19 protein-coding genes are annotated in these 21,470 nt (G+C 40.7%); 6 read left to right on the top strand and 13 right to left on the bottom strand.

What is annotated here, in order from left to right:
- Nucleotides 1–21: 21 nt before the first annotated feature.
- Nucleotides 22–1,287 (bottom strand): septation protein SepH, encoded by a 1,266-nt coding sequence (gene sepH / locus HXT52_RS02975; protein WP_421775671.1) that lies wholly within the window; start codon nucleotides 1,285–1,287, stop codon nucleotides 22–24.
- 158 nt (nucleotides 1,288–1,445) lie between these two features.
- Between sepH and HXT52_RS02970 the strand changes: the two genes are divergently transcribed.
- From HXT52_RS02970 to HXT52_RS02960, 3 genes are all read left to right on the top strand, one after another.
- On the top strand, nucleotides 1,446–1,739 hold the full coding sequence (locus HXT52_RS02970; RefSeq protein ID WP_004128217.1) for a DUF4193 domain-containing protein: 294 nt from the start codon (nucleotides 1,446–1,448) through the stop codon (nucleotides 1,737–1,739).
- Nucleotides 1,740–2,219 (top strand): dUTP diphosphatase, encoded by a 480-nt coding sequence (dut, locus tag HXT52_RS02965; RefSeq protein ID WP_004128220.1) that lies wholly within the window; start codon nucleotides 1,740–1,742, stop codon nucleotides 2,217–2,219.
- A 121-nt stretch (nucleotides 2,220–2,340) separates the two neighbouring features.
- Nucleotides 2,341–4,692, top strand: coding sequence for a RelA/SpoT family protein (locus HXT52_RS02960; RefSeq protein ID WP_116794002.1), 2,352 nt, complete (start codon nucleotides 2,341–2,343; stop codon nucleotides 4,690–4,692).
- Between the two features lie 110 nt (nucleotides 4,693–4,802).
- On the opposite strand, the gene HXT52_RS02955 is transcribed toward HXT52_RS02960, so the two are convergent.
- The 11 genes from HXT52_RS02955 to HXT52_RS02905 all read right to left on the bottom strand — a co-directional run bounded on the left by HXT52_RS02955 (nucleotide 4,803) and on the right by HXT52_RS02905 (nucleotide 17,417).
- Entirely contained in the window at nucleotides 4,803–5,084 is a 282-nt protein-coding gene (locus tag HXT52_RS02955) for an HU family DNA-binding protein (RefSeq protein ID WP_004119480.1), read from the bottom strand.
- 198 nt (nucleotides 5,085–5,282) lie between these two features.
- Complete coding sequence (locus HXT52_RS02950; protein ID WP_421775670.1) at nucleotides 5,283–7,718, bottom strand: lysylphosphatidylglycerol synthase transmembrane domain-containing protein; 2,436 nt, start codon at nucleotides 7,716–7,718, stop codon at nucleotides 5,283–5,285.
- A gap of 16 nt (nucleotides 7,719–7,734) precedes the next feature.
- Nucleotides 7,735–9,177, bottom strand: a complete 1,443-nt coding sequence (gene purB, locus HXT52_RS02945) for an adenylosuccinate lyase (protein WP_421775669.1) — start codon at nucleotides 9,175–9,177, stop codon at nucleotides 7,735–7,737.
- A gap of 53 nt (nucleotides 9,178–9,230) precedes the next feature.
- Complete coding sequence (locus HXT52_RS02940) at nucleotides 9,231–10,883, bottom strand: alpha/beta hydrolase (RefSeq protein WP_421775668.1); 1,653 nt, start codon at nucleotides 10,881–10,883, stop codon at nucleotides 9,231–9,233.
- A 263-nt stretch (nucleotides 10,884–11,146) separates the two neighbouring features.
- Nucleotides 11,147–11,737, bottom strand: a complete 591-nt coding sequence (locus tag HXT52_RS02935; RefSeq protein WP_421775667.1) for a DUF6466 family protein — start codon at nucleotides 11,735–11,737, stop codon at nucleotides 11,147–11,149.
- Nucleotides 11,734–12,888 carry a vWA domain-containing protein gene (locus HXT52_RS02930; RefSeq protein WP_421775666.1) on the bottom strand — a complete coding sequence of 385 codons (1,155 nt, stop codon included), beginning with the start codon at nucleotides 12,886–12,888 and terminating at the stop codon, nucleotides 11,734–11,736. Before HXT52_RS02930 ends, HXT52_RS02935 begins: the two co-directional genes overlap by 4 nt.
- Nucleotides 12,885–14,018, bottom strand: coding sequence for a vWA domain-containing protein (locus tag HXT52_RS02925; RefSeq protein ID WP_375169514.1), 1,134 nt, complete (start codon nucleotides 14,016–14,018; stop codon nucleotides 12,885–12,887). The genes HXT52_RS02930 and HXT52_RS02925 overlap by 4 nt, the downstream gene beginning before the upstream one ends.
- Complete coding sequence (locus HXT52_RS02920) at nucleotides 14,018–14,548, bottom strand: hypothetical protein (RefSeq protein ID WP_119521602.1); 531 nt, start codon at nucleotides 14,546–14,548, stop codon at nucleotides 14,018–14,020. The genes HXT52_RS02925 and HXT52_RS02920 overlap by 1 nt, the downstream gene beginning before the upstream one ends.
- The gene (locus HXT52_RS02915; protein ID WP_421775665.1) at nucleotides 14,548–15,492 is read right to left on the bottom strand and encodes a DUF58 domain-containing protein; all 945 of its coding nucleotides are present in this window, start codon (nucleotides 15,490–15,492) and stop codon (nucleotides 14,548–14,550) included. The genes HXT52_RS02920 and HXT52_RS02915 overlap by 1 nt, the downstream gene beginning before the upstream one ends.
- Nucleotides 15,489–16,610, bottom strand: a complete 1,122-nt coding sequence (locus HXT52_RS02910; protein WP_421775664.1) for an AAA family ATPase — start codon at nucleotides 16,608–16,610, stop codon at nucleotides 15,489–15,491. The genes HXT52_RS02915 and HXT52_RS02910 overlap by 4 nt, the downstream gene beginning before the upstream one ends.
- Nucleotides 16,611–16,700: 90 nt before the next feature.
- Nucleotides 16,701–17,417, bottom strand: a complete 717-nt coding sequence (locus HXT52_RS02905; protein ID WP_119521608.1) for a uracil-DNA glycosylase — start codon at nucleotides 17,415–17,417, stop codon at nucleotides 16,701–16,703.
- Between the two features lie 129 nt (nucleotides 17,418–17,546).
- Here HXT52_RS02905 and HXT52_RS02900 point away from each other — a divergent pair, with 129 nt between their 5' ends.
- Both HXT52_RS02900 and groL read left to right on the top strand, forming a co-directional pair.
- Nucleotides 17,547–18,218 carry a LytR C-terminal domain-containing protein gene (locus HXT52_RS02900; protein ID WP_421775663.1) on the top strand — a complete coding sequence of 224 codons (672 nt, stop codon included), beginning with the start codon at nucleotides 17,547–17,549 and terminating at the stop codon, nucleotides 18,216–18,218.
- A 246-nt stretch (nucleotides 18,219–18,464) separates the two neighbouring features.
- Complete coding sequence (groL, locus tag HXT52_RS02895) at nucleotides 18,465–20,090, top strand: chaperonin GroEL (protein ID WP_004127829.1); 1,626 nt, start codon at nucleotides 18,465–18,467, stop codon at nucleotides 20,088–20,090.
- Nucleotides 20,091–20,215: 125 nt separating this feature from the next.
- On the opposite strand, the gene HXT52_RS02890 is transcribed toward groL, so the two are convergent.
- Nucleotides 20,216–20,509, bottom strand: a complete 294-nt coding sequence (locus HXT52_RS02890; protein ID WP_004127832.1) for a WXG100 family type VII secretion target — start codon at nucleotides 20,507–20,509, stop codon at nucleotides 20,216–20,218.
- Nucleotides 20,510–20,636: 127 nt separating this feature from the next.
- Here HXT52_RS02890 and HXT52_RS02885 point away from each other — a divergent pair, with 127 nt between their 5' ends.
- A complete protein-coding gene (locus HXT52_RS02885) occupies nucleotides 20,637–21,461 on the top strand; it encodes a hypothetical protein (protein WP_421775662.1) in 825 nt (274 codons plus the stop codon).
- Nucleotides 21,462–21,470: the final 9 nt, after the last annotated feature.

The following is a 21,470-nucleotide window of genomic DNA, read 5'->3' as shown; positions in this document are numbered from 1 at the left end:
TTCACACTAAGATCAAAAGAATCAGCCTTCGCCGAATAAAATCTCGTCCCAGCTTGGAACTGCAGCTCTTCCACTTCGTCTCTTGTTGTTATTGTGATCTGCATGATCTAAAGAGTTTTTCTTAGCAGAATCAGACTCTTGATTAGTGTCAAACTCAGCTTCATGATTTGTAGAAGTGGTATTCAAAGATTTTGCAGCATCAGAATTTACTTTTTCTGCGTTTTCAGATACTTCAACTATTTTTGCTTTCTCGGCTTTTTCGGTTTGCTTTACTTTGTCTGCCAAAGATTTTTGTGCTTCACTCGAGTCGTAAGAAAGAATACTAGATGATGCATCTTGATTTTCATCATAATCTGACTGTATAAGCGAAGGTTGCTGAGCTCTGCTGCTATTTGATAGCACGTTTTCGGCTAATTCATTTGAAGAATCTGCGATTTTCCTAGTTTTTGCGCGCTTATGCTCTTGCTTAGAATCAGAACTATCAGAAATATCCGAACTATTCGAATCAAGTTCAGAAAGCTTATCACTATTTCTAAGCTCCCATTGTGAAACAGCGCGTTCAATTCTTGCTGAACGAATTGAATTTCCCGGCAACTCTTCTGTTGAAAATGGGAAGTTTATGCTTACAGTGTCACGATACATTCCGCCGTATTGCGCCTGCTTAGCTGCATCATTACCATTTGCGTCTTCGCCAAGAAGTAAACGAGAAGATGGATTAGCGCATGTTACTGAGTTGTCATGCATATTCCATGTCCACTCAGCTTTAATAGTTCGTGTTGCAGTTTTGAAAGTAGCGCTAATAAGCCACGGCTCTAAGCCTCGGCGTGTCGCGCGCCATTGAACTGTTTCCATACCAATATGAGCTTTGGCAAGAGTTCGCTCTATTAAATCTGCAAGTGTGCGCATATTGCTTTGTTTTGGTGCAGGAACAAGCAGGAATTGCTCAATAGCGTACTGTTTTTCTGTTTCTACTCCAGCAGAAAATCGCCTTACTTGTGCCTCGCTTACGTTATAACGCTTAGCAACGTGGCTTGGATCAACTCCAGCGCGAATTAAAGCCTGAATCTGCGAAATAGGCAGGGTAGCGTTCGACGATGATGCAGATACGTTATTATCTGCCGAATTATTATCGCTATGCTTTTTAGTAATCTTTTGTGATTCAGCGATAGCGTGTTCCAGCGTGTCGTCCACTTTAATGCTTAACGGCGTGTTTTCAAAAATAAAAATCAAATTGCCGTCTGCATCAACATGGTCAAAACTCGCCTCTTTTGGCGGATTTTCAAGCATTGTGCACCACTTTCTTCGCTTTTAACAATACTATGTATATACTTTAGTCCATACACTGCATTCTTTACCATTCTATATAAGATAAAATGTGTGTATTATATGCGGGGTGGCATTAATGTATGCTATGCGCGTAGGTAGCTTAAAACGAAAGGACCATAATGGCACAGGATTATGATTCTCCTCGTAGTAAAGATGAGGACGAAGAGTCGTTGGAAGCTTTGAGCAAAAGCTCTCAAAATTCCAGCAGCGACATTGACGATGACGAGAATGCTATTGCTGAAGACTACGAGTTACCAGGTGCTGATTTAAGCAATGAAGATGCGTCTGTAACTGTTATTCCTATGCAAGGTGATGAATTTATTTGTTCTGAATGTTTCCTTGTAAAGCATCGTAGTCAATTAGCAGAAACTACGGCTGATGGACAGCCTGTTTGCAAGGAGTGCGCAGCTTAAATGGCATACGACGAGACCTACACTGGCCCCGAGCAGGTTGAGGTATTAATTCAGTATCTCGATGGCGAATCCTCCACCATGCAGCCGCTTTGCTATGCGCATGCTGGCGATGCTGGTGCAGACTTGCGTACTACTGAGGATATTACTTTGCGTCCATTTGAACGTGCTTTAGTTCCGACTGGGGTTGCTATTGCTTTGCCAGCAGGATATGTTGCTTTGGTTCATCCTCGTTCTGGTCTTGCCGCAAAACAGGGCGTAACTGTGTTGAATGCTCCTGGAACGGTTGACGCTGGGTATCGTGGCGAAATTAAAGTGCCGCTTATTAATTTAGATCCAGAAAATACCGTGAAATTTAATCGCGGCGATCGTATTGCTCAATTGGTTATACAGCGTTATGTAGAAGCACAATTTATTCCAGCAACACAATTGCCTGGTTCTGATCGTTCAAATAAAGGCTTTGGATCAACCGGAGTACAATAATTTTTTAGTAAATCCGACCAGTTTTAGCGCTGAGTCGGATTTATTGTATTATTTGACAATTTTGTAGAGCATAACGCATTTTTGCGGGTAGGATAGTAGACAATACAGGAGGTGTGCTGCGATGGGTGAACTTCAAGATGATGTAAAAGGCGCTCATAGGCTTGGATGCGAAATCAGTGAGGATTCTCGTAACCCATTGCTGCCAATATTAAACATGTGCAAGTGGCATCATCCCGATGAAGACATGACTATTCTTCATCGTGCCTACGCCCGCGCAGTAAAACAGCATACAGGTCAGCGTCGTAAATCAGGCGAGCCTTATATTATTCATCCTCTTGCAGTTGCGCAGATTCTTGCAGATCTTGGCATGGGTCCGATTGTTGTTGCGGCAGGATTATTGCACGACACTGTTGAAGACACTGATTACACGTTAGAAGAATGTCGTGCAGAATTTGGTGACACTGTAGCCGGATTAGTTGATGGTGTTACAAAAATCTCCAAGATGGAGTATGGCGAAAGCGCACAAGCTGAAACAATTCGAAAAATGGTTGTTGCTATGAGCCGAGATGTACGAGTGCTTGTTGTAAAACTTGCAGATCGTCTTCATAATGCAAGAACCTGGAGATATGTTAAGCCATCAAGTTCTCACAAAAAAGCTCGAGAAACTCTTGACGTGTATGCTCCTCTTGCAAACCGTCTTGGTATGAATGCTATTAAAACTGAACTTGAAGAACTTAGCTTCAAAGTACTTTATGCAAAAATTTATAACGAAATTGTTGTACTTGTTGCTCGTAGAGCTGGTCAGCGCGAAGTTTATTTGCGTCAAATTCTTGAAGAAATCAACGAAGATTTAGCAGTTCAACACATAGAAGCATCCGTAAAGGGTCGTCCAAAAGATTATTTCTCGATTTATCAAAAAATGATTGTTCGCGGTCATGATTTTGAGAATATTTACGATCTTGTTGGCGTTAGAATTATTGTTGACTCTATTCGAGACTGCTATGCCGCATTAGGAGCGGTTCATGCGCGTTGGAGCCCTGTTCCAGGACGTTTTAAGGACTATATTGCAACTCCTAAACTAAATATGTATCAGAGCTTACATACTACTGTTGTTGGCCCTGGTGGAAAGCCTGTAGAAATTCAGATTCGTACTTGGGATATGCATAGGCGAGCTGAATTTGGTATTGCTGCACACTGGAAGTACAAGGCAAATGGTCAGGCTGGTAGAGCTTTAAGTAAGCCAGACAGAGATGACCGTAAGCGTGAAGGTGAGCTTGAAGAGCGTAAAGAGCTTAGTGAGGCAGATAATCTTAAGTGGATTCAGCAGCTTGCTGATTGGACTAGTGAAACGCCTGATTCTGATGAGTTCTTAGGTTCATTAAAGCAAGATCTTGGAGCTTCTGAAGTTTACGTGTTTACTCCAAAGGGAAGCATTGTTGCTCTTCCTCAGGATGCAACGCCTGTTGATTTCGCTTATTCGGTTCACACTGAAGTCGGTCACCGAATGATGGGCGCAAGAGTGAACGGAAGATTAGTTCCTTTGGACACTAAGCTTACAAATGGTGACACGGTTGAAGTTCTTACTTCAAAGTCAGATACCGCCGGACCATCTCGTGATTGGCTGAGTTTTGTCAAAAGTCCTCGTGCTCGAAATAAGATTCGTCAGTGGTTTAGCAAAGAACGTCGCTCTGAAGCCATTGAAGAGGGCAAGGACGAGCTAACTCGTGCTATGCGTAAACGTAACTTGCCTTTAACCACTTTGATGACACAGCAGGCTTTAATTGGCGTTGCGGATGAACTTAATTTGCCAGCTAATGTTGAATCATTGTACGCGGCGATTGGCGAAGGACAAGTTTCTACGCAAAATGTTATTTCTAGACTTGTTAAAGATGCTGGTGCCGATGAGGTTGCAGAAGAAGTAGAGCAGGAAGCGTTACCTCTTAAGAATGTAGAGCGCAATAGAAAATCTAATGGTGCTTTAGGTGTTTCCGTTAAGGGTGTTGGAGACGTTTGGGTAAAGCTTGCAAGATGTTGTATGCCTGTTCCAGGAGATAACATCATTGGTTTTATTACTAGAAATCAAGGCGTGTCTGTGCATCGAACTGACTGCCAGAATATGCTTGATTTACAAAAAACTCAGCCTGAACGAGTTATTCCTGTTCAATGGACCAGCGATAAAGGTTTGTTCTTAGTAAAGGTTCAGGTTGAAGCTTTGGATAGGCAACACTTGCTATCTGATGTTACTCGCGTACTTTCGGATCATGGCGTAAATATTCTTTCCGGAACTATTGCCACTGGAGATGATCGTGTTGCAACAAGCCAGTTTACGTTTGAAATGGCAGACCCTCAGCATCTGAACACGCTTTTAGCTGCTATTCGTAAGATTGAAGGCGTTTTTGACGTTTATCGTATTACTGGTGCGAAAGATAGCGCTGAGCCTCGTTTGCGTAAAATGGAGCGCGGAGACTTATAAATAAAAGATAAAATAAAATAAAATAAGATAAGATAAAAATAAGAAGGACGTCCAGCTTTGGAACGTCCTTCTTTATTAATCGCACATTTTGAATGTGCATCCGTCTAATTTCAGGCGGTAACAGCCTTCTTCAACAAGGAACCAGCGGAGATACGTACACCGTAAGAAGCTGGAATCTTGATGGTTTCGCCGGTACGAGGGTTGCGGCCAGTGCGCTCAGCGCGCTTTACGCGCTCTGCGGAGAACAGACCAGTGAGCTTCAAACCTTCACCAGACTGCAAAGCCTCAACGAACACATCCTGGAATGCGTTGACGGCGGCCTCGGCCTGTGCCTTGGTCAGGTTGGACTTCTGTGCGATCTTAGAAACGAGATCAGACTTGTTGTATGCCATGCAGCATCCTTTGGGTCAAGGGCCTTCTTTGCAAAGGCCACGTTCATTCTCGATACTAATACATTTTCCCTACAAATGTGGCCTTTTTTAGCATTTTTTTCAATAATTTTATGTATTTTTTTATAAAAAACTCATTCTGAATAGTCTTATTGCGATTTTTTGATAGAAAAATACACAAAAGTTGAGCAATTAAGCCATTTATACTAGCTCACGGCTGCTAAGCCAATTCATAGCAAAAGCGCCAATAGGAATTCTTAGCCAGTAGAACATAAGCCTATAAAGCAAGGTTGCAGATAATGCAATAGTAGGTGGAACTCCAACAGACGTAAACGCAAAAGTAAGAGAAGCTTCAACCGCGCCTAAGCCGCCAGGAGTTGGTATTGCGGATCCTGCAGTGTTTGCAAGAATGAACAAAAGTATTGTTTCCCAAGGGTTCGCATAGTAGCCAAACGCAAGTAAAGCAACCCAATATCCCAGTCCAATGCAAGCAACCAATACAATCGCTCCAAAAGATCCTCCAATAAGCTGAAGAGGGTGCGAAACAAGCTCTTTAACCTGTCTGCCATAATCAGACAGTATTGGAAGATAATGCTTGCGAATAATTTTACGAGCCTTAGGAATGGCCATTAAAGTGCATATTAACAAGGTTATTACGCCAATAACTGTAATAAGCATGTGCGTTGGAATCATTCCAGAAAGCACATTCTTTCCAGTAAAAATACCAATAACAAGAAGAACAATAGTTGTTATTAAAGCTTGAATAAGCCATACTGCGCTAGTTATAGCAGTAGCTTGAGTTGAATTGTAGCCATTCTTTTTCAATAATTGCATATTGACAAAAGCAGGGCCAACGCCTGCAGGCATAGAAACTGCTGTAAAACCTGATGCTGCTTGAGAAGCAAACAAAACCGTAGAAGACGGTTTTTGATCATCCATAAACGATCCTAAAGTAATTGCAGAGCCAACCCAAGCAAACATACTGAAAATAAAGCAAAGCAAAACCATCAGATTATTAGCATGCTTCAATGCTGCAAATACTTCCTGAGGATGCCATTGTGTTGCAATAACAGCAATAGCAATAATTGCTAGAACAAGGCTCACAAAGAATCGAATATTAAAACGTGCTAATCGCACTGTATCGTAGTCTTCCTCATCAGTATGCAGTGCGACTGTCTGGCTTAGCTTATTGCAAAGATGCTCAAAAACTTTCTTATTCCAAGAAGGAAGAGAACGTGTTGATGCAGGAATAGCAGCTTTTTGCATAAAAGGAAGTATTTCTGCAAGCTTGTCTGCACCCCAAGCGTTAAGAGCGGCTTTGATTGAAGTTTCAATATCTGTGCATGCAGCAATAAGAGTTAATAATTGAACTTTATCTAAAGCAATATTTGTTGAATCGCTGGCAACATCGCCATTTTGCCATCCTGCAATAACAGGAGTTCCATCCTCTAAACGTGCAATAGTTTCTGGAGTAATTCTTCTATGCGTAATTCCTCGCATATTTGCAGCGTCAACGTATCGCATAAGTTTTGCCGCATCTTCAACAGTTAGAGTGTTCAAATTACAAGGAAGTAAAGCATTTGCTGCGTGAAAAACCATGATTGATGATTTATCGCTGTCAGATACTCCGTAAACATTAGCAGTTGGCAAATGAAGATTTCTCAATACAAGAAGCATCGAAAGATGATGGTGCACGGAATGTCTTGCTGAACGGTCACGTCGAGTTGGAATGTCAATTAAACGCACCCACTGCCACAGCTGATTCAAATATCCAGGTAAATGCACTTGATTGTCTAAAACTGAAATAACATAGTGCATTCCGTGAATATCAGTTGCGTCATAAAGTCTTGAATTTTCGATTAAATCGTCATCCAAGCTTGAGCGTAACACTCCAGTATGGTCAGCCTGCTGAGTTCTGCGAGTAAGCTGAGTGAGATTATCTATACCAATATTTTTAAGCGCAATAACGATGTCATCACCCCAAGCGCCTTTACTGCTCGTACCTTTAGCAAATCTTATTAATGTTCCAATAGTTCTTCCTACGCAGCAAGAAATAAGTGCTGCAGGGTAGGAGTCCCATGAAGAAAATAGCAGTATTGCAGAAACAATAAACAGAGCATTCCAGCCCCACATTACATGCTTATATTCTTTACGCGGGCCACTTACTGTAAGAAACGCAACCAGAACAGCGTACATGTCTGGCAATAATTCTGTTACTGAATTTGTGGGTTGAGAATGCAATGCAGAAAGCAGGGGCAAATTGTGTGTAGAAGCAATAGCGTCAGAGAGCAGCCATATTGAGCCGTAGCTTACAAACAGCGTAATAACAGAAATAGCAGTATCAATCCAACGCTTTTGTGCAGCCATAAAAGCAATTACTTCTGCAACAACAATAAGCGTTAAACCCTGCTGTATTAACGCGCATGGAATTCCAGTAACAGTAAGACCAATGATTTTACTAGCGCTACGGGCATCAATTTCCACGCCGACTGTTGTTGCAGAAAGCCACATTGCTGACAAAACTGTAAGTACGGCAACAGCAATAGCTGAAAGTGCGTACAGCAAATCAGCCCAATTTCTCACTAAACTTGGCTGAGTGTCTTCAATAACAAGATTTGGATTTATGCGAGATTGCATTGTTCTTACCGTTTACTTATTGAATAAAATCCACCAATCGTGAAGCAAAACCAGTGTAAGAAGCAGGAGTCAAGGACTTTAATCTGCAAGCTGTAGCCTCGTCAAACTCGCGAGAAGAAATAAAATCTTCAACATCCTTTTGAGAAATATGATGTCCTCGCATAAGCTCTTTAACCTGCTCATAAGGACGCTCCATTCCAGGAACTCCCGCAATTTCTTCAGCACGCATAGCGGTTTGAATTGGCTCGCCAAGAACTTCCCAATTAGCATCCAATTCTTTAAGAATAAAATCAGAATTAGGGTGAATAGAATTAAGTCCGCCCAAAAGATTGTTAAGAGCTAAAAGAGCGTAGCCAAAAGCAGAACCGATATTTCTCTGAGTTGTAGAATCTGTAAGATCCCTCTGCCAACGGCTTTCTGTAAGAGTTGCGCAAAGGGTATCAAACAGAGAGCAAGAAATCTCAAGATTAGCTTCAGCGTTCTCAAAGCGAATAGGATTCACCTTATGAGGCATAGTAGAAGATCCAGTAGCACCTTTTACAGGAACTTGAACAAAAATGCCTCGAGAAATATACATCCAAACATCAACAGCAAGATTGTGCAAAATATGGTTAGTGTGGCTTACTGTGCTATAAAGTTCAGCCTGCCAGTCGTGACTTTCAATTTGTGTTGTTAATGGATTCCATTGAAGAGACATGCGATTTTCAACAAACTCTTTAGAAACGCCAATCCAATCAACATTAGGGAATGCTGCTAAATGAGCGCCAAAAGTACCAGTAGCACCATTAATTTTGCCCAAATATTCCTGATTGTCGAGATGCTTAATCTGACGCTTCAAACGGTATGCAAAAACAGCCAATTCTTTACCCAAAGTTGTTGGAGTAGCAGGCTGACCATGCGTCAAAGAAAGCATTGGCAAGTCGCGATACTTTTGAGCATTGCTCACTAAATATTCAACAATTGCTTCCAAATTCGGCCTGTAAACATTCAAAACCGCATTTTTTACGCAACGAGCAATAGAAAGATTGTTAATATCTTCACTTGTGCACGAAAAATGAACCAACGTTTTAAGATTAGACAGCTGAGTTTTGTGACCTAACTTCTTTTCGGCCTCATCTAAAGCGTCATCAATGTAGTATTCAACAGCTTTAACATCGTGATGCGTAACAGCCTCATGAGCAGCATGACGAGCAATTCCTTCAGCGTCGAAATCTTCAGGAATATTGCGCAAATACTCACATTCTTCATTCGTTAAAGGATTGACACCATTAACAATAGGCTTCCAATTATTGCCCTCATATCCGTTTGCAAGAAGAATCATCCACTCAACTTCAACACGCATGCGCTCGCGGTTTAATGCAGGTTCACTTAAGTATTCAACAAGTGCTGAAGTTTGATTATGGTAACGACCGTCTAAAGGAGTTAGAGCTATTGCAGGAGAAATATCAGTAAGCTTCATACTTGCAAGGTTACATCATGCTGTGAATTAGGCAGTTAGATAAATTATATTAACTAATGCATTATGCCTTGCCATAGGGTAGTGCTTTCTAACTTTCCGTTGATAATACTGTTAAAATGCTGATTATGCATAATCACATTTTTAGAGCCTAATTGCAGAGCGTCATCGTAGGCAGCTTTATGATAATGCATGTCATGAGTTAAAGTTCCTTCTTCAGGCACATCGTTTACAAATATTCCGTCTTTACTAAATTTTTGATTAGAATATTTCCTTCCAGAAAAACGCGTTACTCCAGGAGGCAAAGGTTTTTGAGTTTCTTTAACATGCGTTGCTTTGCCGTGAATAGTAATCCAATTACTGCGGCGAGGATTTTCCTTACCGTCTAGAGATGGAACAAGCTCATCTTCCATTTCAATACTCGTAACCCAAGTGCGTTTTGCAATAGGATGATTTGCAATAGGAGAGCCTGCAGTTACTACATGCTGTATGTTGTACTGTTTTGAATAATCGCTTGCAATACTTGCAGCAACAATACCGCCTTGCGAATGACCAACTAACACAACAGGATCTTTAGGCTTAATCCCAGATTTTTTCATTGCTTCAACAACCATTCTTGTACTATCTGCTTGCTTTCTAGCTAAAGGAGTATGACTCATTACCTCAGCATTCTGCTCCCATCCAAACGGTGAATGAGCCTTACCGTCTGTTCCAGGTATTACAACTAGCCATGATGTTTTTCCGTCCGCTTTTTTGAAGCGTGAAATAGCAATAGTTGCGGCATCTGGATTAACAAGTGGAGGGCGAACTCCCAAATTTCCGCTGCCAAGCTCAGCTAAATTATCGAGAGTTTCGCTCAAATTTCTTCCAGGTTTAGGAAGAACAAAAGCTGGTTTTCTCCATGGTTCGTTAATTTTAGTAACAGTTAGATTATTACCTTGCTTTTTGTTATTTAACTGTGCTGTAAAAAGGCTTAGCGCTCCAGAAACAAACGGAACTGAAGAAACTGTTTTGCTTGAATTATCAATATGCTTATTTGCGTACTTTAAGAAATTAAGCGACTTATTTCGATACGTTTTTGTCATTCGATTATTTCTTTTACTTTGCGCTGCTCCTAAAATAGACAGAGGTATGCCTGTAATTGGGTTTATTAGTAGATTTTGAGAAAGGCCTCGAATAGTTCCTTGCTGAATTTTGCGAGTTTTGTGAGCCCATTTCCCAACATTTTTAAGACCTGTGTGGTTATTAGCATCGCTAGACGCTGAAGAGAGTGCTGAAATAAAAAATGGTAAGGATGTTATAGGAAAAATTGCTGTAAGAAGCGCAATTCCATTATCAAATTGCTCTTTTGCTTTCTGCTCAGCTTCCTCGTAAATGCCGCTTGCTCTAATAATAAGAGCTGCCAACTGCTCTAAATTTTGAGACATATTTTGACATTTAGACGCATAAACATTGCACATACTTGGAGTTAGAAAACTTTGAGAAGCGTTTATAGTAAAAGGCGATGAAGGGTTGTAAGAAGCTGATAAATTATTAAAAGCCGAAGTTTGATTAGAAATAACCATTGCAGCATGCTGCCAAGAAGCACTTAACATTGACATTTCATGCGCAAGATTGCTTAGTTTTCTAGATACACTGCAGTACGCTTCGCTTTGCGCAACAGTAAGAGGCATTCCGCCCGAAACAGAAGATTGAACTTTCCAAGGCATATTACATTCCTCCTCTAATTTCGTAGAGTGAATATGCTTGGCTAGCAATATTGCTCATGCTATGGCGAAAATACTGGGCAGCAATACCTTGCCATTCGTTTAATTCGCTCGCTGAGGCTGCAGCAAGAATGTTTCTTGCGCACTGTTCAGTGCGCTGAATAAGCCATTTCCATTCGTAATATGTGTGCATAATTAAGTATTAAACACACTTGATAAATTAAAGTCACCAAAAAGTAGGCATTGTGGATAAAAGCTATAAGCAATTACCAAGGCTTATTTGCACCGTCTGAACTCGTTGTGCGTTTAGTCGTTTTTTCTTTTCCGTTTTGATTATCTTGATCTTCTTGATCTTGTTGATCTTTAGGATTTACCTTATTGTTCTGCTTAAGCAAGTCTTCTACTTTATTTTTTTGTGTATTGTTAAGTTTAGGCTTGCTTGATTCAGTCTGATTCTTATTTTCTTCGCTCTTACTAGAGTTTTTTAGTTGTTTACTCTTAGACGCAGGAGATTTAGTATTATTTTTACCGTTCTTTTGCTTAAGGCTCTCAGTAAACTTTCGTGAAATTTCAGAATTGTGCTCAATATTTTCGCTAAGTTTTGGTAATAAAAGTATTTGCTGAGATTTAGCGTCACTAAATTGTGCGTCAGTCTGCTGCTGTTGTGTAACCAATATATCTTTGTCACTGTAAATATTTTTAGCAGATTTCATATTTGCAATAAGACTGTTTGTTGCAGCATTATACGCATATTGCGCACGCCAATTAGTAATCGCATAGTATGCTGCGAATAACGCAATAATAAGAAATATAATAGAAATAACTCGAATAATATTTCGTTTAGATATGCGCATCATACTAATTTCCTTGATGTAATAAACCAAACAACTAATTCCCATATAAGCAAAACAGCAGCAATTGTGGCAAATGGCCAAATAATTGGTTCTGGACGCAAGCGTGGTTTCGCTGTTTCATTCATACGCCACTGATGAGAAAGTATTGGCTTTGCTTCACTTCCTAAAGCGTGATTTAAAGAAGAATGAATATACTTTCCACTAAGCTCATCCGCAATATTTCGCAAGTTTTTTTCATCAAGTTTTGAAATGCCAGGTTTTCCAGTAGATGGATCTTTAACCCATTGTATTGAAGAACTTAAATTGGAATCTTCTTCTGATTTTCCTTGCAAATCTTCCTCAGAAGCGTAATCGTCAATACTTAATTTTGTACTTTTAAGCGGTATTTTTGCACCTTTAGACGAGCCAATACCAATAACAAAAGCGTGAGTAATATAAGCTCGTAAAGATGAGAATGTTCTACGCTTTCGTTGAGTTGTTTCTTCGCCATCACTAAGAACATACAGCACTGTTGTGTCGTCTGGATGAGCGTCATGAATAGCTTTTGCTGTGAGCAAAGTCTGATCTATTGGAGCGTCCAGGCTTGTTCCCGTAGCAATACTTGTAGGCTCTGTAAGTAAGGTGGTTATCCAATTATCAACCGCTTTTGCATCAGGAGTTAAAGGCACATCGACAGACGTGGATGCTCCAAAAGAAATAGCTGCAAAACTCGCATTTGCATAAGACTTAGTTATTTGCTTAACAATAGCGCGAGCTGCATCAATACGCTCAATATTGGCCTTATTATCATAATTTGCATCTTTGGCTCGCATTGATCCTGTAATATCAACTGCAATGATTACGTTAGTTGCGTTTACAGCACGTTGCATAGTTGCGCGCATAATACTAGGGGATAGTATGCAGATTACGAGCATTGCGCAAATAGCTATTCTTCGCAATCTCATTGCTAAAGTTTCGTTTGTTAGTGCCAATTTTCTTCTTAAAGGCATGATTTCAAAAAACATTGCAACAAGAACAATAAGTACGGCTATAATCGCAACAATCCAACCATAAGATGGAGCGAGAACCAGTTGACCTGCTTTAGCAGTGTCATCTGCCACAATTTTGCCATATGAGAAATTGAGAGCCGCGGCTGAAAATAGTGTTGATATCATCTCTTAATCCTCTTTGCAATAGCCAACCACACAACAACGCTTACAACGCTAATAAGCACCCATATTCCAGGATCGTCGCTAAACGCTGATTGCGTTGTGCCTTGAGGAATAACTGAGTGACGTTTTTCAATTTCTCTTACAAGATTAAGAACAGAATCAGTATTTCGTTGAGTTAAGAATATTCCGCCATGAGATTCAATAAGATTCTTCATGTCTACAGTTGTATCTTCATTCTCATTCTGTTTAGCGCCTGAATATAAGCCGTCAACAGTTATATTTGCTTGCTTAGTCAAATCTAAAGCTTGCTTTAACGAGTAAGTTGGATTTCCTGAAACAACATTATCTGTTGCAAGAACAATTGATGCACTTCTGTTAAAACGACTTTGAGATTTACTAGAATTATGAGCATTGCCATAAATAAAACCAGGAAGCATTGCAGCGCAACTAACTAAGCCATCTCCAATAAGAGAAGTTGCATTTTTTCTATTTTGTGTGCCTTCAAGCCAATCAGAAATTTCCTGATATTGGCGCTGCTGCAAATTGTCAATCTTATTTTGAGACTGAACCCCTCCAAGCAAATTAGCAGCATACTGCAGCTGCTTTTTAGCTAGACGATAATCATCTGTTAAAGGAAAAACTGTTCTAGAAGTGGAATTAAAAATACTTAAACCTATTCGTTCGCCTTGGAAATGCTCAATAAAATTAAGATAAGCAAGAATAACTTCGCGATCGTACGGCAATGCAGAGCCGGAAACATCCAGACACAAAACAATATCTCTAGAACTTATTTGTTCATCCGCATTAAACACTCGAGAAGGCCTAGAGGCAGTTGCAAGTGATCCTAATAAAGACAAAACCAACATTGCTGTTGCAAATCTTTTAAGCCTTCTCCACATATACCATGAGTGACTTGCTAAAGATCCTTGCAAATCTTCATCAAAAGTAAAAGTGTAGAATTTTTGATTCAGATTGTGGTGATGCTTCTGATACTGCTTTTTAAGAATATGCTGACGAATAACGTCTCCAATAATCAAAACAGCAAAAATAACTAAGCAAACTAGTATTCCTGCAGCAAAAATTAAAGGCCACTTAAAACGCCAAGGCCACAAAGTCTCAAATATCTTACTCATTAGCGTTGCCCCTTCGTTTGCCATCCTTCGAGCAAAACAAGAACCCACTCTGCTGCTTGATCAACAGTAGTATTTTGTGCCTGTTTATTCTCTTTATAATTAGCAAATTCGGGCGGATACAAAGCTGCGATTGTTTGGCGCAACATATCTGCACCCTTTTTATTGCGCCACTTTAGGCGCAAAGAACTAATTTCACCTAAAGTATGCGTTTTAATATCTTCACCACTCATTCGAGAAACGTAAGTTCTAGCAACTGAAGCTAGCTTTGCACAAGCCTGATCAGAAGTAAGCTCATTGCTGTGATATTGTTTTACAATTTCATCAATTTCATTTCGCCAAGCTTGTTTGTTTTCGCGATGAACGTGTACAGCATTATCCGCAATTTCGTCAGAAGATAACAAAACTTTCGGCTTTTTGAAAGAAAAATACAAAACAATTGCAGCAACAACAATAACAACAAAAGCAACGCCAAGTATGCTTGCAAAAAGAATGTCGTTGTGAATCTGTGGGTGAATATCTTGCATACTCATTACTGCACATCCTCCTTGAGTAATGATTCAGTAAGATAATTCGTACGACTTACAGATTTGGCAGACACGCGGAAAATTTCCTCACTAGATGACCCACATATTAATGACGCTTTAACGCCAACAAGCATGTCACGCAAGGCACTACTTTTGATGCTTCTGCGATTTTCAACCTCTTGCTTAACGTTATCGTTTTGCAAAAATGCTGGAATTTTTCGCAAAGTAATGCCATCGCTTATACGCATGTTAATTGTTTTATCAAAAGAATTAACTGGGCAAATAGTTACAACAACGAGATTATGATTTTGAGTAATTTTTCGTAAACTATCCGCATCGTGAGCTTGCAACGCATACTCGTCTGTAATAAGAACAACAAGACCATTTGAATCAACAAATTTTTGCATTGATTTAATCAAATACTCAGTATTTCGAATGTGACTTCGAGTATTAAGCAAAGCGCTGTCAAGGTTCCTTTCAAAATCAGAAAGATTACGAGCTTGAGGAACTTTAACTGTGTTGCTACCATCAACGCAAAGTAACGAAACAGAATCGTGACGTCTTAAACTTAAAGCTGCAAAAAAGCATGCAGCATTTGCAGCAATCTCATACAATGTTTCAAAAGATTTGCAAGCGCCGTTCATATTAATACTTGCGTCACACACAATCCAAGTATGAGATGACGAAGTACGTTCGCGCGAAGAAACCATAGGCTGACCTGTTCTAGCACTAGCAGACCAGTTCATCATTCGAGCTTCGTCACCAGGTTGCCAAGCATGAACATCAATAACATCCCCAGTTCCAAAACGACGATGTGAAGGGTGTTCACCTTCTAGTAATCCCAATGCTTTACGAGCAATAGGCAAATCTATGCGTTGGTCGAGCAGCTCAATTTTTCTGCGAACGGCTTTGGCTGGCTCAGACAACGCTAAACGTTTCATAGGTATCATGGCACAGGAACAGTCTTTACCAATGCGTCAATAACTTGATCCGTAGTAATAGAGTCTGCCAAAGCTTCAAAAGTCAACAGAATACGGTGTCTTAATACTTCGTGCGCGAATAATTTAACATCTTCTGGAATTACATAGTCTCTACCAGAAAGCAAAGCATGCGCCTGAGCAATGCGAATAAGCGCAATAGAAGCACGAGGGCTTGCACCCATGCGAACAAGAGTATTAATGGTTGCAAGAGGGTGAGAGCCTTCGCCTCGAGAAGTTGCAACAATGTCAACAGCATACTTCATAACTGCTTCAGAAACATGAATATGTCGTGCTGCAGCACGCATAAACACAACATCTTGCAAGCTAATGCGCTGTGTGCTTAAAGTTGCAGGATCAACAACATCTGATCCTCTTTGTGTAAGCAACTGAAGCATTTTAACTTCTTCGTCAGGATTCGGGTAGGTCATAATTGCCTTAACCATAAAACGATCCATTTGAGCTTCAGGAAGATTAAAAGTGCCTTCTTCTTCAATAGGATTCTGAGTTGCAATAACCATAAAAGGCTGAGGTAACGCAATACGCTCACCGCCGATTGTTGTTGCGCCTTCTGCCATAGCTTCAAGCATTGCAGATTGAGTTTTTGCATTAGATCGGTTGATTTCGTCTAGCAAAATAATATTTGCGTGAATAGGACCAATCTGAGTAGTAAAACGTTGGGATGCAAAATCAAAAACTTGCGTACCAACTAAATCAGCTGGCATTAAATCAGGAGTGCACTGCACGCGTCGGAAACTACCAGACATTGCAGTTGCAAGAGTTTGTGCAGCAGTGGTTTTTGCAAGGCCTGGCACAGATTCAATAAGAATATGTCCGCCAGCAATAAGTGTTAAAATAAGAGATTCTCGCAATGCTTCCTGACCGACTAAAGTTTGTGCAAAGCGCGAGCGCAAAATGTTTGCAATCTGCTGGCAGCGACGAATATCGTCTGCTGAAATAGTAGCCGAATCTTGAGCATTTGATAATCCAACTGTAGATTTACCTGCTGCAGAAGCTATATTCGCATTAGGAATCATATTGGAATTATTATTTAATTGTTGCTTACGTGGTTGCGGTGGAAATAATGCCATAGGCTCTATGTTAGCTGATATACGGTACTGAAATTGGTAAAAACCGGCATATTGCTAGGGATTATTTGATTACTACGCGTATTTTTAAAGCTATATTTCTTGAGAATTTAGCGACCAGTCAATTGGCGAAGCGCCCATTTTGATTAGTGCGTTATTCGCTCTTGAAAACGGTTTTGATCCAAAGAAACCACGCGAGGCAGAAAGAGGGCTTGGGTGAGAAGAAGTAATAAGTGTTGCGTTTGTTAACAATGGAGCTAAGCTTTGAGCGTTTCTTCCCCATAAAATAGCTACAAGAGGCATTGGGTTTCCGTTTTCGTCTTTTCGAGAATTTAACGCATTTATTGCAGCGTCTGTTACAGTTTCCCAGCCTTTTCCTTGATGACTATTTGCTTTACCAGCTTCAACAGTTAAGCAGCGGTTAAGAAGCATTACACCCTGCTTAGTCCACGGCGTTAAATCTCCACTTTGAGGAGTAGAAACACCTAAGTCGTTCACTAATTCCTTGTAAATATTAATAAGGCTTTTAGGTAACGGACGCACTTTTGGTGAAGTGCAAAAACTTAATCCCACAGGATGGCCTGGAGTAGGGTAAGGGTCTTGGCCAACAATTAAAACCTTTATGCTTTTTAGCGGAATGCTAAACGCGCGCAAAATGTTGTGACTTGCGGGAAGAATATGGTGTCCACTTTCGATTTGCTCTCGCAAAAACACTCCCATTGCTCGTATTTGCGGCTCAACTGGAGTAAGAGCTTTAGCCCAATCTGGATCCATTAATTCTTCTAAAGGTTTAATTTTGTAAGGACTCATATGGCTACTGTATGACAAGGCATAGCATAATAGGAAAAATTTCTTGAAAATTCTGATTTGTGCTTTGTGACCAGCATTCGGTACTATGGATGCATATTGTTTTAAGTAAACACTTGGAGGAATGCAATTATGGCGCGAAATAATCACAACGTGTCGTATACGCCCGATGTTTTTGATGAACCACCAGAGGGACCAGTTGGTGTGCATCGCGGCAATCCCGCTTGGTACGCTGTAATTCTTCCTTATTTTGTTGCGATAGTTATTGCATTACTGGCTGGTTTGCTTGTTTGGGCAATCGGCTCTGGAGAGATTTCGCATCTTCCATTACCTTGGAATAATTCGCATCAAAGCTCGAAGTCTACAACAATAATTAAGAAATCGCATACTGATAAGTCAGATGGAAAAGATGAAGATAAGTCTGATGATGCAGATACGGATGAAGATGAAGATGCTTCAGCAAAGCAAAAGTCCAACAAAGATAAATCAGCGGACGATACTAAGGATGCTGATAGTAAATCTGATTCTACGACTTCAGTAGATAAGTCTGCTACCGTAAAAGTTATTAATGCAACCAATATTGCTGGGTATGCTGCTAAGAATGCAGACAAGCTGAAGCAATCTGGTTATGCAAATGTTACTGCTGGTAATCCAAGCGGCAAAGTTCCGTCTGAATCTGTTGTATGGTACAAGGATGATTCTCAGAAAGCTGCTGCTGAAGATATAGCAAAAACTTTGGGCATTACTGCTGTAGAAAACGAAAAAGAGATTGTTTCGCAGATTGTAGTAGTTCTTTGCAAGTAGTTTTCTACGCACAGAAGTAATAAAAGCAAAATATAGAAGCCGGTTGGATTAGATTCTAACCGGCTTTATTTGTAAAATTTTATTGAAAATAATAATTATAAACGCCAAAGTTGGCACTCGGGCACATAGAGTGCTAATCTGCTAATTAGCACTCGAAGGTTGAGAGTGATAATTAGCAGCTGACGGCTAATCAAATCTTATTCACCTACGAGTGAGTGTTCCATAGTTACGATATGTGGAGGAAACATGGCAAAGATTATTGCCTATGAAGAGGACGCCCGTCAGGGTATGCTCGCAGGTCTTGACAAGCTTGCTAACACTGTAAAGGTTACGCTTGGACCTAAGGGTCGCAACGTAGTGCTTGATAAGACTTATGGAGCTCCAACCATTACTAACGATGGTGTTTCCATCGCTAAGGAAATCGATCTTGAAGATCCATATGAGCGTATTGGCGCCGAGCTTGTTAAAGAAGTTGCTAAGAAGACTGATGACGTTGCAGGCGATGGTACAACAACCGCAACAGTGCTTGCTCAGTCCTTGGTACACGAAGGTTTGAAGAACGTTGTTGCAGGAAGCAACCCAATTGCTCTTCGCCGTGGTATTGAGAAGGCTTCTGAAGCAATTGTCAAAGAACTTCTTGCTTCTGCTAAGGATGTTGAAACTAAGGATCAGATTGCTGCTACTGCTACTATTTCTGCAGCAGATCCTGAAGTTGGCGAAAAGATTGCTGAAGCTTTGGATAAGGTCGGTCAGGACGGCGTTGTTACAGTTGAAGATAACAACAAGTTTGGCCTTGATTTGGACTTCACTGAAGGTATGCGTTTTGATAAGGGCTATATTTCCCCTTACTTCGTCACTAACGCAGAAGACCAGACTGCTGTTCTTGAAGATCCATACATTTTGCTCACTTCTGGCAAGGTTTCAAGCCAGCAGGACATTGTTCACATTGCTGAACTCGTTATGAAGTCCGGCAAGCCATTGCTTATTATTGCTGAAGATGTTGATGGTGAAGCATTGCCAACTCTTGTTTTGAACAAGATTCGTGGCACTTTCAACACTGTAGCTGTAAAGGCTCCAGGCTTTGGCGATCGCCGTAAGGCTATGCTCCAGGATATGGCTATTTTGACTGGTGCACAGGTTGTTTCCGATGACCTCGGCTTGAAGCTTGATTCTATCGACGCTTCTGTGTTTGGTCACGCAGCTAAGGTTATTGTTTCTAAGGATGAAACAACTATCGTTTCTGGTGCTGGATCTAAGGAAGATGTTGACGCTCGCGTGGCTCAGATTCGCGCAGAAATCGAAAACACTGATTCCGATTACGATCGCGAAAAGCTTCAAGAGCGTCTTGCCAAGCTTGCTGGCGGCGTTGCTGTTATTAAGGTTGGCGCTGCTACTGAAGTTGAAGCTAAGGAGCGTAAGCATCGTATTGAAGATGCAGTTCGTAACGCTAAGGCTGCTATTGAGGAAGGTTTGCTTCCAGGCGGTGGCGTAGCTTTGGTTCAGGCTGCTGCAAAGATTGAAAAGTCTCAAGCAATCACCGAGCTTAAGGGTGAAGAAGCAACGGGCGCTGCAATCGTGTTCCGCGCTGTAGAAGCTCCAATCAAGCAGATTGCACAAAACTCCGGCGTTTCTGGAGATGTTGTGCTCAACAAGGTGCGCGAACTTCCAGAAGGCCAAGGCTTCAACGCTGCAACCAATGCTTACGAAGATTTAATGGCTGCTGGTGTTACTGACCCAGTTAAGGTAACTCGTTCTGCTCTACAGAACGCTGCTTCTATTGCAGGTTTGTTCTTAACCACTGAAGCTGTGGTTGCTAACAAGCCAGAAAAGCCAGCTGCAGCACCACAAGCTGGCGCTGATATGGGTTACTAAATATAAAAAAGTTGAGAAAATTTTTATAGCTTAATAGCTCATAGACTGAATAGCTCATAGTAAATGGCGGTATGCTCAGAAATGAAGTATACCGCCATTTTTCATTAGACTATTCACCAGACTATTCAGCCCATTCCAAATAGGGAAGTAGCTTGAGTTTCCGCATCAAGATACACTCCCGAAGCATGCTGCATAGCTTGCTGAATTGCTTCTAATGATTGTTCCATCTGCTGCTGTGCTGCACGCCACTGACCTGCGGTCGACGCAAACTTTGTAGCAGCTGAACCCGTCCATACGCTTTGCAACTGCTGCAGATTGGCATACATGCCGTTGACTGCTTCTCTAATTGAATTAACCGAGGTTCCAACTGCTGCAGCTGCCTGCTGAATTTGTTCTGAATCAACTCGAAATTGTGCCATATTTCCCCCTATTTGTATCTGCTTAAAAAGCATTTAGTACTAATTAGCGCAACATCACACTTATTGGGTAACCTTCTTACATAAACGTGTCTTACCTACTTGTGTGATGTCACGCTATTATGAATATATGCCATTGAAAAATTATGCAAAAGTTTTAGAAGAGAATGTGGTTAAAAGGTCAGGGGTTATCCACATTTTAAATGACTATAAGCTTACAAACTTAAATTTTGCACGCTTAAAGCAAGTGTTACGTGCAGTTGTGGCATGTTTAGTTAGTATTTTTCTTATTTTTCAGATATTTCCAGTATTTCCAACTTTTTCTTTACTTTCGTCTGATTTTATAAAAATTAATAAAGCTTATGCGGAAGAACAAGCTTTAAATTCAGGAATTGTTGCGACTGATTCAATTACGGATACTGAAAATCTTCTTGGTGACTCTGTTAATAAAGTTTCTGACGAAATTGCCGCAACTAAAAAGCGAACTGGAGTAACGGTAAGATTACTTTATTTGTCTACTTTTGGAGATACTAAAGATCCATCAAAATGGGCAAGTGATTTATTAATAAGCACTCTTCCTGCAAAAAATACTGTATTGCTTGCTGTCGCAACTCGCGACGGCCGTCTAGTAGTTGCAGTATCGCCTAATTCCGACGAATGGTTAAAAAGCAGAAATACTGTTGACGCATTATCTGATGCAGCGTATAAACCTTTAGTAACAACAACTGGCACTCATTGGGGTCAGTCTGCAATTATGATGATGAAACAAATTTCTCGCTCTAAACGAACCGCTACAACTTCTTCTGTAAGCCTTATGTCAACACTTATTATGTTGATTATTATTATTTGCTTAGGGGCAATAGTGACACTTATTTTGCTTCACCGAAGCCGTATTCAAAAGCAGATAAAAGCAGGGGTTAGAAAAGCGCGTAGGCGTCATGCTCGTCACCGCTAATAAAATCAG

The organism is Gardnerella sp. KA00288 (assembly GCF_049244085.1).
GTDB classification, from domain to species: Bacteria; Actinomycetota; Actinomycetes; order Actinomycetales; family Bifidobacteriaceae; genus Bifidobacterium; species Bifidobacterium greenwoodii.
Note: the sequence above shows the minus strand (reverse complement) of the source record. Positions and strands in the feature narration are given on the sequence as shown.

Bases quoted from the DNA above. Each gene is read 5' to 3' on its own strand.
- sepH (WP_421775671.1), bottom strand. From the start codon at position 1,287: ATGCTTGAAAATCCGCCAAAAGAGGCGAGTTTTGACCATGTTGATGCA.
- HXT52_RS02905 (WP_119521608.1), bottom strand. From the start codon at position 17,417: ATGAGTCCTTACAAAATTAAACCTTTAGAAGAATTAATGGATCCAGAT.
- HXT52_RS02940 (WP_421775668.1), bottom strand. From the start codon at position 10,883: ATGCCTTGGAAAGTTCAATCTTCTGTTTCGGGCGGAATGCCTCTTACT.
- HXT52_RS02925 (WP_375169514.1), bottom strand. From the start codon at position 14,018: ATGAGTAAGATATTTGAGACTTTGTGGCCTTGGCGTTTTAAGTGGCCT.
- HXT52_RS02920 (WP_119521602.1), bottom strand. From the start codon at position 14,548: ATGAGTATGCAAGATATTCACCCACAGATTCACAACGACATTCTTTTT.
- HXT52_RS02885 (WP_421775662.1), top strand. From the start codon at position 20,637: ATGCCATTGAAAAATTATGCAAAAGTTTTAGAAGAGAATGTGGTTAAA.
- HXT52_RS02935 (WP_421775667.1), bottom strand. From the start codon at position 11,737: ATGATGCGCATATCTAAACGAAATATTATTCGAGTTATTTCTATTATA.
- HXT52_RS02910 (WP_421775664.1), bottom strand. From the start codon at position 16,610: ATGGCATTATTTCCACCGCAACCACGTAAGCAACAATTAAATAATAAT.
- HXT52_RS02960 (WP_116794002.1), top strand. From the start codon at position 2,341: ATGGGTGAACTTCAAGATGATGTAAAAGGCGCTCATAGGCTTGGATGC.
- HXT52_RS02970 (WP_004128217.1), top strand. From the start codon at position 1,446: ATGGCACAGGATTATGATTCTCCTCGTAGTAAAGATGAGGACGAAGAG.
- HXT52_RS02930 (WP_421775666.1), bottom strand. From the start codon at position 12,888: ATGATATCAACACTATTTTCAGCCGCGGCTCTCAATTTCTCATATGGC.
- groL (WP_004127829.1), top strand. From the start codon at position 18,465: ATGGCAAAGATTATTGCCTATGAAGAGGACGCCCGTCAGGGTATGCTC.
- HXT52_RS02955 (WP_004119480.1), bottom strand. From the start codon at position 5,084: ATGGCATACAACAAGTCTGATCTCGTTTCTAAGATCGCACAGAAGTCC.
- HXT52_RS02900 (WP_421775663.1), top strand. From the start codon at position 17,547: ATGGCGCGAAATAATCACAACGTGTCGTATACGCCCGATGTTTTTGAT.
- HXT52_RS02950 (WP_421775670.1), bottom strand. From the start codon at position 7,718: ATGCAATCTCGCATAAATCCAAATCTTGTTATTGAAGACACTCAGCCA.
- dut (WP_004128220.1), top strand. From the start codon at position 1,740: ATGGCATACGACGAGACCTACACTGGCCCCGAGCAGGTTGAGGTATTA.
- HXT52_RS02915 (WP_421775665.1), bottom strand. From the start codon at position 15,492: ATGATACCTATGAAACGTTTAGCGTTGTCTGAGCCAGCCAAAGCCGTT.
- purB (WP_421775669.1), bottom strand. From the start codon at position 9,177: ATGAAGCTTACTGATATTTCTCCTGCAATAGCTCTAACTCCTTTAGAC.
- HXT52_RS02890 (WP_004127832.1), bottom strand. From the start codon at position 20,509: ATGGCACAATTTCGAGTTGATTCAGAACAAATTCAGCAGGCAGCTGCA.